The organism is Enterococcus sp. DIV0436a, assembly GCF_051711605.1.
GTDB lineage: Bacteria > Bacillota > Bacilli > Lactobacillales > Enterococcaceae > Enterococcus_B > Enterococcus_B faecium.
The window spans coordinates 749,647-763,076 of the sequence record NZ_JBIONA010000001.1 but is presented as its reverse complement, the minus strand read 5'-3'; the positions used below and the strand labels follow the sequence as shown (position 1 = coordinate 763,076).

Here is a 13,430-nt window from a genome sequence, read left to right as displayed (position 1 = left end):
AACATAATGATTGTCCCTCTTTTTAAATAAAAAACATTATCCAAAATCTATTTGGTCTAACATCGTTTCTCGACTGGCTTGATCTAACCCAAGATAGGTTAAAGTCATGGCTTCGCTTGAATGGTTTAATAAATGCATGACTAAACCAATATTATAATTCGACTGCGTATAAACACGATAAGCGCCTGTTTTACGCATGGTATGCGTCCCTAGATAGTTGATTCCTAAAAGATCACCAACACGTGCCATGACCTTATAAAATTGCTTCTCGGTGATGTGACGGTCTGGGTGAGTCGTTGAGGGAAACAACCACTCAGAATTAAGATTTTGTTGGACCAGCCAATCATGATAAATTAATAAATCTTGTTGTACTGGTTTCAAATATAACGTATTCGCTTTTCCTGTTTTTTGATCATGAATAAAAGCGGTTTGTTTAACCGTTCCATCAGGATTAAAGACATCTGATTTTTTAAGTTTCATGACATCACTTACCCTTAAGAGAGTGGCTTTCCCCACTTGGAATATCGTATAGTTACGACGTCCAGCATGAAAGCTATCAAGGAGTGTATCTTGAACCATTTTTAAGATATTTGAATCTTTGATAGGTAAAACAATCTGTTGAACCATATGAATTACCACCTTTCAAATATAACTTTTTTCCCAGTCAGTTCAGCTAATTTTTTGATTTGATTGTATAAGCCTATTTTTGAAAAATTAACATACATATGGTATTTAGTTAGTTCTATTGGTTTAGTCAACTTCGCCCCTTTAGCTGATATATGTTCTCTATTGCCAAGTATTTGTACTGTAGTGGGTTCATTAGGACTCATTAAAGGAATCAATTTATCCAACTCTGCGGATAATACTAAATTAGAAACTAATTGCGTAAATACATCTCTATATGATTTCCCAGTATATAATGATTCTCCAAATATGATTGATATATGACTATTTAGAGTTGAGTTGTCACTATTATCTTCAGTTTGAATGTGTTCTGAATCAAATAAATCGATATTGGCAACATCATTCAATAGTTTATCAATCTTATTCCATAATGACAGAGCTGAAAATTTGCTTAATTTATCAATATAGCTTTTATTTCCTTGAGTGCTATTATCTAAATCAATATTAGCAGTATTCATTTTTTCAATGATTAAACGTTCTAAAAGATCTAGTTGTGCTTTAGATAGATGCCCATCTTCACGTCCAAAAAATATTAATTTGTTCCACCATGGTTTATTTGTATTGTGTTGTTGTAACCTAGAAAAAATAGAATTAGAGGCTTGACCTACATAACGTTTATTATCTCCTAGTAATATATATATACCTGGTTTTTGAGATTCCTCAATTAATTGAATTGCTGGTAAATCGTCTTTATTGGCAATAACTACAAAAGTAGGTTCATCATAAAAAACAGAAATATTATCATTTCCAGATTCTCGATTAATAAATATATGGTATGGCATAACGTCCTCCTTTTAGGGTTATTATATCATTAAAATAAATAAACAGCCCCTTTAATCTGACAGTTAGATTAAAAGGACTGTTTTAATAGTTTTTTATAGGAGTTATTATCTGATTATAGACCCTGTAAAAATATAGAATCTTTTGTTTTATATATTTATGAGCGCCAATAAATATATAGGCTATTTGCTATCGATGAAATCGTCCGTCAGATCAATTGGGTTTAAAATCTTATAAGCAAGAGTTACCATACTTTTATATTCATCTTCGGAATCCAAATAAATTTGAATTATTTTACCTATCGCTAGATAGTTTTTATCATTGATCCATACGATCCCGTCTCCTTCTCTCAATGATGCACCCCAATTAATATCAACTACTTTATCAAAGTCAATATCAGCGGGTTTATTTATTCTGTCAAAATTTTCAAAGTTATGAATTCTCATCATCTTATTGACTTTTTTATAGGAGTAAATTGTATCACTTCCTGCACTTGTCCAATGAGTTATAAATTCCATTGGTGAAATACCTAATTTAAAGTCTCCGCCGTTAAGTAGGTACTGAAAAGAGATTTCGCCTTCTGATTGTGGTTTGAAATTCATTAAATTGGCTGAATCATTCAAAAATTTTATTTTTTCAACACTATTATAGTACCTTTCAATTCTGTCTTGAGCATCAGGTTTTGTTTCCACCTTGATATTTAGAAATAGTTCGTCACGTATAGTTGATATTAATTCAAATAGTCCTTTTTTATTCTCCTGCGAAAACGGTGTATCGAATTTTAATTGACTGATATACTTTCCTTCAAAAAAATCGGGCAGATCAGTAAATGATTCGATATCAATTATGGCAATTATAAATGGACTTTTAGCTTGTTTTTTTATTAATTCTATTTCGTTATATACGCCGGTTGCTGAATCGCTTATTTTTTTTAAATAAGTTTGCGTACAAATACAAATAACAAAGTGAGAACTATCAATACCGTTCTTCATGAATTCATCAAGTTTAGTTCCAGGGTGGTTTTCCAATACATCAAGATGGACTCGAAACCCCCAAGATTGCAAATAAATTGCTAACCATTGTGAAAAATTTTTAACTTTCTTGTCTAGTGGCTCGTCTTTTTCCCAAGCATATGAAATAAAAATAGACTTATTCAACACTTCTACACCCTCCTTATGTAATTAATAATCACTTTGCAAACATTTTTTGTAAAAAGCCTTTTTTCTGTTCTTTCAATAAATCTAATTTCCGTTGATGAAGAGCGATAGTGTCATCTAGCTGTTTAAAGAATGAACCGATTTTTTGTTGTTCCTGAACTAATATGGGAATCATAAAATTAAACGAATCAATTTCTTTTGACAATACATTTGGCTGAGCGCCTGAAACTAGAACAGAATCAAGTTGCATCATGAATAATTCTGAACGGACGATTGTGGAAATAAACCCGTAGTCAATATTTTCTACAGACTGAAAATAACCAACTCGCTGGTTTTGATAAGGATATTAAAGCACTCACAAAGTGTAAGGGTGGGGTGGTAAAAAAATGTTTCCGCAAAAAAGACCCCCACCTTTATAGTGAGAGTCTATACTTTTAGCGTTTGATATGTGATTCTAATCGCTTATCTAGACAAATTGAGCTAATGAATGGAACAAAAACTTTCTCAACAAAAATATCTAATTTCTTTGGCATTTCACTCATCCTCCTCGATTATTACATCAGTAGAAGGGTCTGCTACCATCAATAAATCTATCTGTTCATTAGGTTTCTGATAGGTCACGCCAGACATTGCCATCAATTCAGGGATTGTGTTTTGTCCGTCTTTTGCGGTAAAGAATTTCAGACCGCTAATCTTGACGTTATCGACACCATCTTCAAATTCCATCTCTGCTTGATGGTCGGTCATATAGAGCAACAAGTCCTGCTTCCATCACGATAAGCTCCTTTTCTTCCATATCATTCAACAGTACATCAACTTGTTTGCGGCGATTGTTGTCGCCATCTTCATTGCATGGAAAAAAGAACTGGTCTACAGAGATGTCAAGCAAGGTAGTAATGAGATAAAATTTGTTAAGCCTTGGGTGCTGCCCCCTGTTCTCTATATACATAATAGAGCGTGGCGTAAGGTCTACCAGTTGGGCAAGATATTCCTGTGTCCACCCTTTTGCTTCCCGAGCTTTTTTTATCGCTATACCTAACGGCGTGAACTACTCACCACTTAGCTAAACCTGACGGTTCTTAACGCTTGAAGTGGGAGCTTCTTGGGAATAGAGCATACTTGATAGCGTATTTCTTTACTAACAGCGGTGTCTCTTATTTACCAAGCTATCCCCGTAGTTCCTACGGTTCTTGATGATTGGATCTAAGCCAATCCCATAGAATGTAGTCTTAGACCTTCGGTCAGAATATTGATACTAGCATTGATATCACGATCATGATGAGTATGACAAACAGGACAAGTCCATTCTCGAATTTCAAGAGATTTCTTGCCATCTTTATGTCCGCACTCTGAACAAATCTGACTAGACGGAAACCATTTATCTACTTTGATGATTTTTCGTCCATACCAGTCAGCCTTGTATTGTAATTTAGTCACAAACTTTGACCAAGAAACATCAGAAATACTTTTAGCTAATTTATGATTTCGCAACATACCTTTTGTGTTTAAGTCTTCAATACAGATAATATCGTGATTTTTGATCATTTCTGTACTCAACTTATTCAGAAAATCAGTACGTTGATTCATTACTTTTTCATGCAATCTAGCTACTTTGCGTTTTTGTTTTTGATAATTTTTAGCTTCAAATAGATTGGTACCTTTATTTTTAGCCAATAAAGCACGCCTAGACAATTTGCGTTGTTCACGCTTTAGTTTCTTTTCCATTTTGGACGTGAATTTATTATTATCAATTTTTTGTCCATCAGAAAGAATCGCAAAGTCCATAATACCTAAGTCAATACCAATTGTGGAATTAGTTTTAGGTAATTCGATAATTTCTTCTTTACACAACAAAGAAATATAGTATTTACCGCTAGAATGACGTGATATTGTAGCAGATTTGATAATCCCTTTTGGTTGTCTATGAAGCTTAATTCTTACTAATGACTTCAATTTAGGAACTTTGATGAATTTACTATCAATCAAAGCAACTGTACCATTTTGATTATTCGTTGTATAACTCTGAACAGGATTTTTCTTACTTTTGAAACGTGGAAATCCAACGGATTTATCCCGAAAAAAATTCTTGTATGCTTTATCTAAATTAAGTTGGGCATTGGCTAAAGCAAGGCTATCAATTTCTTTCAAAAACGGAAATTCTTTCTTGTATTTAGCTGGTGTCGGAAAAGTCATTTTTTTAGAAGAATCATTTTTAACTTCTTCATACGCCTTTTTTCGGTCATCAAGCATTAGATTGTAGACCTTACGGACACAACCAAAAGATTTGGCAAAGAAGATTTCTTGTTCCTCTGTTGGATAGATTCTGAATTTGTATGCTTTTAGTTGTTCCATAAAGTTCACCTACTTTCTATTTATGATTGTTTCCTTGATTTTGGATATACTTCTTAATCACATCAATTGGTGCGCCACCAGTTGTCAGAAGACAAAAGCTTTTAGACCAGAACATTTCTTTCCAAAGAAATTGTTTGACTCTTGGAAAGTCACGTTTTATCAATCTTGAGCTGGCACTTTTATAGGCATTGATGAATTTTGTCAATTCTGTTTTAGGTTGAGCTTTGAACATAATATGAACGTGGTCTTTATCATGATTCCACTCCACTAAAGTAATGTGATACGATTCTGAAATTCTTTCAAAAGTAGTTTTGGCATAATCAGATATTTCATCATCAATCACTTGTCTACGATATTTCGTTACTAAAACAAGGTGGTAATAAAGAAGAAATACTGAATGATTATTTGTATCTAATTCCATGTTATATCAACTCATTTCTTGTATAGACTGATTGTAACATGGGACAAAATAAAAAGGCAATACGCCTTAGTTGTCGGTCTTCGAGTTACCAACGGTAACCCTCATACCGAACGGCATTCATCACCCACCTATAGAGGATGGGCGACTTCTGCCTAATTCTGTTAAAATCAAGTTTTCTTTCATCTTGGTACATTTTAATATCACCCTATATCATTGTACATTTCGGGTGATGATATTTGAACGAAGTATGATTTTATGTTTAGTAGTGTATAATTTCGTATTAGTGGAGAGAAACTTGCTATTATTCGTCATTCCGTATATAATAATTATATACTCTTTGCGAAAGGAAGTTGATATTATGGATTACATTTCTGTGAAAGCCGCTTCTGAAAAATGGGGCATATCGGAAAGACGGATACAAAAATTATGTGAGGAAAATCGCATTGACGGAACTGAAAAATTTGGTCGTGCATGGATGATACCAAAAGATGCAGAAAAACCCGTTGATGGACGTATGAAAACAAGGAACAAACAGGAGGAGAATCATGGAATTTAATGAAAAGCTACAACAGCTTAGGACTGGAAAGAACTTAACGCAGGAACAACTTGCGGAGCAATTATATGTATCAAGAACAGCCATTTCAAAATGGGAAAGCGGCAAGGGTTACCCTAACATTGAGTCGCTCAAGTGTATTTCTAAATTCTTTTCTGTGACCATAGATGAACTACTATCGGGCGAAGAACTGATTACACTTGCCGAAACTGAAAATCGTTCCAACTTGAAAAAGATTTACAACTATATTTATGGAATATTGGATATGATGGCAGTTGCGTTTATATTTCTTCCGTTATATGGAAACTCTGTTGGCGGTTATGTTTATGCGGTCAATCTACTATCATTTACAGCCACCACACCATTCAATCTTGCAGTCTACTGGAGTGCTTTTGCCGCCTTGATTGTAATAGGGATTGCTAAAATAATACTTACCCATTTAGATAAAGAAACATGGGGCGGCATTGCTACAAAATGCTCCCTTGGACTCACTGCTTTGGCTATCTGTTTCTTAGCAGCAGCAAGAGAACCATATATAACAGCACTTATGTTTCTGCTGTTTGTCGCAAAAATAGTTGTTTGGATTAAGCAGAACGGAACAAAGTAAAAACGATATAAATCCCTTGAAATAGGCTCTGACACGATAAGTGTCGGGTCTTTTTTTCATGTTGACATGATAGATGTAGGCGATGTGACGGTAGGTTTCTTGGCTTTTGATATAGCTCCTGTGATAATAAGATTGTGGTCAGTGAAAACAAGAACAGCAACCAACGGAAAGGAAAATCAAATATGGATTATATCATTGAAACAGAAAATCTTACGAAGCGATACGGAACAGCCACCGTTGTCGATAAGGTCAATCTTCATGTGCCAACGGGCAAAATTTATGGTTTGCTCGGCAGAAACGGAGCAGGCAAAACCACAGCAATGAAAATGATGTTGCAGCTTGCTTTCCCAACGGAGGGAACGGTACGCTTGTTTGGCACAAACTATAAGGAAAATATCCATACCCTTTATAGCAAAGTAGGCTCTATTATCGAAACACCGGGATTTTACAGTAATTTAACAGGGTATGAGAATTTGCAAATTCTCGCTAAACTGCGAGGGGGAGTATCTAAAAGTGGAGTAGAAAAAGCTCTTGAAGTTGTGGGGCTGCATAAAGAGAAAAGAAAAGTCTTTTCCGATTATTCCCTCGGAATGAAGCAACGGCTTGGTATTGCCGCCGCCATTATGCACGAGCCGGAGCTTTTAATACTTGACGAACCGATTAACGGACTTGACCCCATTGGAATAGTTGAAATACGCTCATTGTTATCTGAACTTAGTCACAATCATGGCATTACCATTTTTATCTCAAGCCATGTTTTAAGCGAGATTGAACAGATAGCAGATATTATCGGCGTTATGCACGAGGGGCATTTAGTAGAGGAAGTGAATATATCCGAGCTTCACAAAAGGAATCGAAAATACATTCAATTTGATTTATCTGACAGTGAGATAGCTGGAAAGATTTTAGAAAGCCACTACCACATGACGGATTTTACAGTGCAGGACGGTACGGTGAGAATTTATGACTTTAGCCAAAGTGTTGGAGAAATCAATCGAGAATTTGCACGAAATGGACTGCTCGTGACAAGGATAGATGATAGTGAGGAAAACTTAGAGGACTACTTTTCTAAACTGATTGGAGGTGGCGGTATTGCTTAATCTTATTTCTTGTGAATTATTAAAACTAAAGCGTTCAAAAATGGTGCTAATTAGTGTGGCAGGGGTATTATCTACCCCACTTTTGATGTTAATAGAAGCCTTGCAAACACATTTTGATAAGCCGGAGATTATCTTTACCTTGTCTGACATATACAGCGACAGTGTACTGTATATCATGCTGCTGGTAAACATTATGATATATGTGGCAATTGCAGCTTACTTGTTTAGCAGAGAGTACACAGAAAGCACACTCAAAACCATATTGCCCATACCCATTTCAAGGACAAAACTATTAATTGGAAAATTTTGCACCCTGCTTCTTTGGATTGTTATGCTCACCCTTGTAACATGGGCAGGTATATTTATCGCTTGTGGGCTATATCACGCTGTCTTTACATTGGAGGGATATAGCTTACTAGTGGCAATAGTATGGCTCCCCAAGTTTTTGTTTGGCAGTATCCTGATGTTTTTAACAGTTTCTCCTTTTGTGTTTGTTGCTATGAAAACAAAAGGATTTGTCGCCCCGATGATTGGCTCTGCCGTGATTGTCATGGGAAGTGCCGCACTTTCAAATCAAGAATGGGGAGCGTTGTATCCGTGGACAGCCACCTATTTCTTGGTGCAGGGTAAACTTCAGAGTACCGGCTATCCTACACTGCTGTCTGTATCTATTATTATTCTTGTATCAGCAGTTGGTTTTCTTATGACCTTTCATCATTTTAAAAAGGAGGATTTGAAATAATGGTACTTGATTTTATAGAAATTTTAAAAGTTATTTTTCTTGGAATTGTTGAGGGTATTACTGAGTGGCTACCTATCAGCAGCACAGGACATATGATTCTTGCGGACAAATTTATCACACTTAATATGAGCGAAGCATTTAAAGAAATGTTTTTTGTTGTTATTCAACTTGGAGCTATACTCGCAGTGGTTGTAATGTTTTGGAACAAGATGTTTCCCTTTCAATTTAAGAACAAAGCACAGTCAATTGTTAAAAAGGATACTTTCTCGTTGTGGTTCAAGGTTGCGGTAGCTTGTGTACCGTCAGCTATTATGGGGATTCTATTTGATGATTATTTGGATGCTTACCTCCAAACCCCCATTGTGATTTCAATCATGTTAATCTTTTATGGTTTGTTATTCATTCTCATAGAAAATTGGAATAAAAAGCGTACTCCTACTACTATGGCACTTTCTGACATCAGCTATAAAACAGCAATCTTGATAGGGGCATTTCAAGTGTTATCACTTATACCCGGCACATCACGGTCGGGAGCAACGATTATAGGTGCTTTACTCATAGGAGTTTCACGAGTGGCAGCAGCAGAGTTTACTTTTTTCCTCGCAGTACCTACTATGCTTGGAGCAAGTGCTTTTAAGCTGTTAAAATTCGGGTTTGATTTTACAAGTGCAGAACTGCTCGCTCTTGTTCTCGGTATGGCTGTGGCATTTGCGGTATCTGTCTTAGTAATTAAATTCCTAATGAACTTTATCAAAAAACATGATTTTAAGGTGTTTGGTTGGTATCGAATTGTGCTTGGTATACTTGTTGTACTTATAACAGTAATGTGATAGAAAAACAATTCCATAAGCAATAATCTGCCGCACGACGGCAAAAGAAAAAAGCCGTCGTACAGCAGACATATTTTCACGCCTATGAAACGGTGGCTTTGATTTTCAGAGCCGCCGTTTCTTTGCGTTTACACAAACCAATGACGACTGATAGGAACACGGCGGTATCCAAGGAGGTATCGCCGTGTTTTCTTTTGCCCTAACACTTGGTAATTTATCAAAAAAATCCTTACCACATTGTGGGACGATTACGGGCAAGAACACGAAAATAAAAACTACATAATACGAAACAAATACACCTATGCCCGATTGAGATTTTATGAATTTCAGTCTGGCATTTTTGCGTATATAGACCCCCGGTGTCGTTCACCCCCACCGTCCTTTCAAATTCGCACTAAACCAAAATTTGAAAGGATGGTACAACCATGAAAAAAATAAACTTGAAAGATTACTATTCCCACATAACTGTGGACACATATATTGACATTCCCGATGAGGTATTTAACATCTTTGAAGAATATCGCAAGGCAGAGCAAGCCTACCAAAGCCGCATACGCTACCATAAAGCCTACTACTCTCTTGACCGTGGTGACGGTATTGAACATACTGCCTTGTTTGTTTCCCTCTCACCCGATGAGATTTACGAGCGTAAGCTCACAACCGAACAGCTCCATGCTGCCATTGCCACCCTGCCGGATAAGCAGGCAAAACGTATTTATGCTCACTACTTTTTAGGAATGAGCAAAGCAGCTATTGCCAAGGCAGAGGGTACATCAGCAAGTAGCGTAAAAGATGCAATCCGCAGAGGACTATGTAGTTTAGAAAAGTATTTGAAAAATAATTTCTAATCTACCCACGTCGTTTACCCCTCTTTTTCTAAAGGTATATAAGAGGAAGTTTTTTTCTCTTATATACCAAACAGCATAATTGTTCCTTGACAACTGAATATACGATATTTTGAGTACATTACTTATGTGAGCCGAAAGGCAAAGCGACTTAACAGACATCGCCATAACAGCGGTATGGGGAGGTGATTATACTACCGCCCGAGCGATAAATGGACTGTTAGACCGAGTGTGGCACACTCGTCCGCAATGACCCACATAAGGGATAATGATACTTCGATACGTTTAGCCCTCAATACGATTAAAACGGAGGGAGTTCCTACGGTATGCGTGGCTTTTGAAAGGACGAGCTACGGTATCATGGGGCTATGATAGCTGTGCCAACAGCAACTCAAAATATCCCCTTTGTCGGGGTGCGTGGCAAATACGACAATATGATGTAATCAAAAACCAATCGCACTATAAATTTACAGTGCGGTTGGTTTTGCATTTTTAACTATGGTGACAAACTTTTCATAAATGAAATAACTGCTTATAATCTATATAAGCGATACACTTGGAGGTGATTGCGAATGGAAAATATCAACAGCATATCTGAAAATACTGCTACAACCACTACACCTGATGAAGTTCGTACAAAAACAAAAGCATATCAAGATTTCATCAATGTGCTTTCGCAAATTATTGAAAAACATGGTGCAGAGGTTTTAAATGAGATAAATAGTGCTAAGTAAAGATGTTTTCCAATAATTTATTGGAGGTATGACTATGAATAGGAGTGGGAAAAAATGTGTACTTTATCCTCGTGTAAGTACAGAAATGCAAGTTGACGGTTTTAGTTTAGATGGTCAGAAAAATAGCTTAAAACGATTTGCAGATAGAGAAGAAATGGAGATTGTAAATATTTATGAGGATGCTGGAAAATCCGGAAAATCTATAGATGGCAGACCTGCATTTAAGCAAATGTTATTCGATATTGAAAACGGGCTGGAAATTGAGTATATCTTAGTTTATAAGCTATCTCGCTTTGGCAGAAATGCAGCCGACATTTTAAACTCTTTAGAACACGTTCAATCCTTTGGTGTAAATTTGATTTGCATTGAAGAAGGGATTGACTCATCACAGACAAGCGGGAAACTTTTAATATCTGTATTGTCTGCTGTTGCTGAAATAGAGCGTGAAAACATCATAGAACAAACCATGAACGGACGAAAAGAAAAAGCCCGTCAAGGCGGTTGGAATGGTGGTTTTGCCCCTTATGGCTACTACCTCAAAGATAAGCAACTTTATATCCAAGAAAATGAAGCCGAAGCGATACGAATCATCTTTGATAAATATGTAAATGGAATGGCAATACTTTTTTTGACAAAAATTATAAAGTGTAAAAATCAGGTGCTTGTTATCTAATCCGATTGTCCTTGACAACGAGTCACCATGGACGTGGAACAACCGTGGCGAAGCAACGATTAAATGTATCTGCCACTACGCAACGCTACCACATCCATGCTCATTATCAAGGATTCGCTCCGCCAATCTCAGATTTCGAATGCCGATTGGTGTCTCATACCCCAAAGAACCATGTAACCGAAGATAATTCCACCAATTGACGTAATCAAATAATTGTAGTTTGAGTTGATTCAATGTGTCAAATGTATTCGGATAAACAAATTCTACTTTAAATGATTTATAGGTTGATTCTGCCACTGCATTATCATAAGGACAGCCTTTCTTGCTCAGTGATCGTTCGATGTCAAATGTCTCTAAGATCGTATCAATCAGTTTATTATCAAATTCTTTCCCACGATCTGTATGGAAGATTTTGACTTCAGTCAAAGGATGGGAGATACTTTGGAAAGCACTTTTGACCAACGCTGCATCTTTGTTCGGACCACAGGAATGACCAATGATCTCACGATTGAATAAATCAATAATGAAACAAACATAACACCACGTTGTGCCAGCTCTTACATAAGTCAGATCTGTGATGATTGCTTCCAAAGGTTCACGTTCAGTGAAGGCACGATCCAAGGTATTGCCAATATCGGAGTGATTTACATTCGATGTATGCTTTCGATAATTTGCTTTTGTATAATTTGATTTCAAACCTCGTCTGTTCATGATTTGACTGATTTTGCGACGACTAACTAGGATATCACGTTTTGCCAGAGCAGCTTTGATTTTCCGCGTACCATAGTTCTTGCGGCTACGATTGAATTCTTCTGTTACGGCGGCTTCAAGCGCAGCTTCACTCGGCTTTTTCTTTGTTTTGTAGTAATACGTTTGACGGGAAATATTTAATAATTTACACATCGCTGATATGGAATATGTATGCTTGTTTGCATCAATCACTTGTCTTTTCGTCCGAATATCAGCGCTGCTTGCTTTAAAATATCATTCTCCATCTCAAGTTGTTGGTTTCGTTTGCGTAAGGCTATAAGCTCTTTTTCCGTTGGGGTCAGATTATCGGCTTCTTTGAATGAACCTGTCTTTTTTGCCTGACGGACCCATTTGTCAAAAGACGATGGTGTTAGTTCATATTCTCTGATGATGTCGGCCCTTGGTTTTCCAGAGTTTAGTAAATCGACCATTTGTTGTTTAAATTCTTGCGTATATGTTCTGCGTTCTCTTCTTTGCGACATAACATGATTCCTCCAGTGTGTTTTCTTATAGTTTACACACCTTATCTTTTCTGTCTAGTTTATTGTAGCCTATCCAAAATGACAATATGGGTTTTAATAAAATTGCGAAATACCTTAACCTTCAAGGCGTAGAAAAGGTAAAACGTGATAACGGTACACTTTCACAATGGAGTACACATTTCGTTAGGATGATTCTTGACAATCCTGTGTACTGTGGAAAAATTGCTTTTGGCAGACGAACAAGAGAAAAGGTCAAAGGTACTAAAAATGAATATCGCCAAGTACGTCAAGATGATTACATTATTGCAGATGGGCAACATGACGCTATCATAGATGAAGAACTTTGGAATCAAGCACATGAAAAACGGGAAATCACAGGTGTAAAATCTCCATCTAAAATTGGTCGAGATAGAGCCCATTTGTTAAGCGGTATTCTAAAATGCCCTAAATGTGGCGGCCCGATGTACACCAATAAACACGCTTGGACAAACAAGGACGGTACATATAAAGAGGTTTATTATTATGTGTGCAGCAAGGCTCGGACAGCCAGAGGAAAAACCTGCGAGTATAAGTCAATGCTCAAAAAGACTGATATTGAGCCACTCGTCATTGAAGCAATCAGAGAGCTAATTAAAAATCAAGATTTTGCGACAGAAATCAAATCAAAAATAGGCAAAGAAATTGATACGTCTACTTTAAACAGAGGGCTAAAAAACTATG

General features: G+C 36.6%; 15 protein-coding genes and 3 pseudogenes. 9 read left to right on the top strand and 9 right to left on the bottom strand.

Annotation, left to right across the window (positions count from 1 at the left end; all coding sequences use genetic code 11):
• Nucleotides 1–36: 36 nt before the first annotated feature.
• The 8 genes and pseudogenes from IGL15_RS03615 to tnpA form a co-directional block, all read right to left on the bottom strand.
• The gene (locus IGL15_RS03615; RefSeq protein ID WP_002326556.1) at nt 37–627 is read right to left on the bottom strand and encodes a site-specific integrase; all 591 of its coding nucleotides are present in this window, start codon (nt 625–627) and stop codon (nt 37–39) included.
• A gap of 5 nt (nt 628–632) precedes the next feature.
• Nucleotides 633–1,466: a GIY-YIG nuclease family protein gene (locus IGL15_RS03610; protein WP_002326555.1), complete on the bottom strand. Its 834-nt coding sequence runs from the start codon at nt 1,464–1,466 to the stop codon at nt 633–635.
• Nucleotides 1,467–1,646: 180 nt separating this feature from the next.
• Nucleotides 1,647–2,624, bottom strand: coding sequence for a toll/interleukin-1 receptor domain-containing protein (locus IGL15_RS03605; RefSeq protein ID WP_002326554.1), 978 nt, complete (start codon nt 2,622–2,624; stop codon nt 1,647–1,649).
• A gap of 28 nt (nt 2,625–2,652) precedes the next feature.
• A pseudogene (locus tag IGL15_RS03600) lies at nt 2,653–2,949 on the bottom strand (restriction endonuclease subunit S); the annotation flags it as partial.
• A gap of 206 nt (nt 2,950–3,155) precedes the next feature.
• Entirely contained in the window at nt 3,156–3,380 is a 225-nt protein-coding gene (locus IGL15_RS03595) for a hypothetical protein (protein WP_243199930.1), read from the bottom strand.
• Nucleotides 3,337–3,648 (bottom strand): helix-turn-helix domain-containing protein, encoded by a 312-nt coding sequence (locus IGL15_RS03590; RefSeq protein WP_425277603.1) that lies wholly within the window; start codon nt 3,646–3,648, stop codon nt 3,337–3,339. The genes IGL15_RS03595 and IGL15_RS03590 overlap by 44 nt, the downstream gene beginning before the upstream one ends.
• A 176-nt stretch (nt 3,649–3,824) precedes the next feature.
• A complete protein-coding gene (tnpB, locus tag IGL15_RS03585; RefSeq protein WP_002287525.1) occupies nt 3,825–4,973 on the bottom strand; it encodes an IS200/IS605 family element RNA-guided endonuclease TnpB in 1,149 nt (382 codons plus the stop codon).
• Nucleotides 4,974–4,989: 16 nt separating this feature from the next.
• Entirely contained in the window at nt 4,990–5,394 is a 405-nt protein-coding gene (tnpA, locus tag IGL15_RS03580) for an IS200/IS605-like element ISEfa4 family transposase (protein ID WP_002287522.1), read from the bottom strand.
• 229 nt (nt 5,395–5,623) lie between these two features.
• Between tnpA and IGL15_RS03575 the strand changes: the two genes are divergently transcribed.
• From IGL15_RS03575 to IGL15_RS03540, 8 genes and pseudogenes are all read left to right on the top strand, one after another.
• Nucleotides 5,624–5,950, top strand: a complete 327-nt coding sequence (locus IGL15_RS03575) for a DNA-binding protein (protein WP_002367753.1) — start codon at nt 5,624–5,626, stop codon at nt 5,948–5,950.
• Complete coding sequence (bcrR, locus tag IGL15_RS03570) at nt 5,940–6,554, top strand: bacitracin resistance transcriptional activator BcrR (RefSeq protein ID WP_000395511.1); 615 nt, start codon at nt 5,940–5,942, stop codon at nt 6,552–6,554. Before IGL15_RS03575 ends, bcrR begins: the two co-directional genes overlap by 11 nt.
• A 182-nt stretch (nt 6,555–6,736) precedes the next feature.
• Nucleotides 6,737–7,654 (top strand): bacitracin ABC transporter ATP-binding protein BcrA, encoded by a 918-nt coding sequence (bcrA, locus tag IGL15_RS03565; RefSeq protein ID WP_104765562.1) that lies wholly within the window; start codon nt 6,737–6,739, stop codon nt 7,652–7,654.
• Nucleotides 7,647–8,396: an ABC transporter permease gene (locus IGL15_RS03560; protein ID WP_000933358.1), complete on the top strand. Its 750-nt coding sequence runs from the start codon at nt 7,647–7,649 to the stop codon at nt 8,394–8,396. The genes bcrA and IGL15_RS03560 overlap by 8 nt, the downstream gene beginning before the upstream one ends.
• Complete coding sequence (gene bcrD, locus IGL15_RS03555; RefSeq protein WP_104765563.1) at nt 8,396–9,226, top strand: bacitracin resistance undecaprenyl-diphosphatase BcrD; 831 nt, start codon at nt 8,396–8,398, stop codon at nt 9,224–9,226. The genes IGL15_RS03560 and bcrD overlap by 1 nt, the downstream gene beginning before the upstream one ends.
• A 425-nt stretch (nt 9,227–9,651) precedes the next feature.
• Nucleotides 9,652–10,074, top strand: coding sequence for an RNA polymerase sigma factor (locus tag IGL15_RS03550; protein WP_002326549.1), 423 nt, complete (start codon nt 9,652–9,654; stop codon nt 10,072–10,074).
• A 569-nt stretch (nt 10,075–10,643) separates the two neighbouring features.
• Entirely contained in the window at nt 10,644–10,805 is a 162-nt protein-coding gene (locus IGL15_RS03545) for a hypothetical protein (RefSeq protein ID WP_002326548.1), read from the top strand.
• Between the two features lie 34 nt (nt 10,806–10,839).
• A pseudogene (locus IGL15_RS03540) lies at nt 10,840–11,415 on the top strand (recombinase family protein); the annotation flags it as partial.
• A 138-nt stretch (nt 11,416–11,553) separates the two neighbouring features.
• Here the strand turns inward: IGL15_RS03540 and IGL15_RS03535 are convergent.
• Nucleotides 11,554–12,710, bottom strand: a protein-coding gene (locus tag IGL15_RS03535) for an IS3 family transposase (protein WP_096541010.1) whose coding sequence is annotated in 2 segments (ribosomal slippage) — nt 11,554–12,431 and nt 12,431–12,710 — 1,158 coding nt in all. Because the reading frame shifts where the segments join, the coding sequence is not laid out codon by codon here.
• An 86-nt stretch (nt 12,711–12,796) separates the two neighbouring features.
• On the opposite strand from IGL15_RS03535, the pseudogene IGL15_RS03530 reads away from it, so the two are divergent.
• Nucleotides 12,797–13,321 (top strand): annotated as a pseudogene (locus IGL15_RS03530) (recombinase family protein); the annotation flags it as partial.
• Between the last annotated feature and the right edge of the window lie 109 nt (nt 13,322–13,430).

Bases quoted from the DNA above. Each gene is read 5' to 3' on its own strand.
- IGL15_RS03615 (WP_002326556.1), bottom strand. From the start codon at position 627: ATGGTTCAACAGATTGTTTTACCTATCAAAGATTCAAATATCTTAAAA.
- IGL15_RS03610 (WP_002326555.1), bottom strand. From the start codon at position 1,466: ATGCCATACCATATATTTATTAATCGAGAATCTGGAAATGATAATATT.
- tnpB (WP_002287525.1), bottom strand. From the start codon at position 4,973: ATGGAACAACTAAAAGCATACAAATTCAGAATCTATCCAACAGAGGAA.
- tnpA (WP_002287522.1), bottom strand. From the start codon at position 5,394: ATGGAATTAGATACAAATAATCATTCAGTATTTCTTCTTTATTACCAC.
- IGL15_RS03575 (WP_002367753.1), top strand. From the start codon at position 5,624: ATGATATTTGAACGAAGTATGATTTTATGTTTAGTAGTGTATAATTTC.
- bcrR (WP_000395511.1), top strand. From the start codon at position 5,940: ATGGAATTTAATGAAAAGCTACAACAGCTTAGGACTGGAAAGAACTTA.
- bcrA (WP_104765562.1), top strand. From the start codon at position 6,737: ATGGATTATATCATTGAAACAGAAAATCTTACGAAGCGATACGGAACA.
- bcrD (WP_104765563.1), top strand. From the start codon at position 8,396: ATGGTACTTGATTTTATAGAAATTTTAAAAGTTATTTTTCTTGGAATT.
- IGL15_RS03550 (WP_002326549.1), top strand. From the start codon at position 9,652: ATGAAAAAAATAAACTTGAAAGATTACTATTCCCACATAACTGTGGAC.
- IGL15_RS03545 (WP_002326548.1), top strand. From the start codon at position 10,644: ATGGAAAATATCAACAGCATATCTGAAAATACTGCTACAACCACTACA.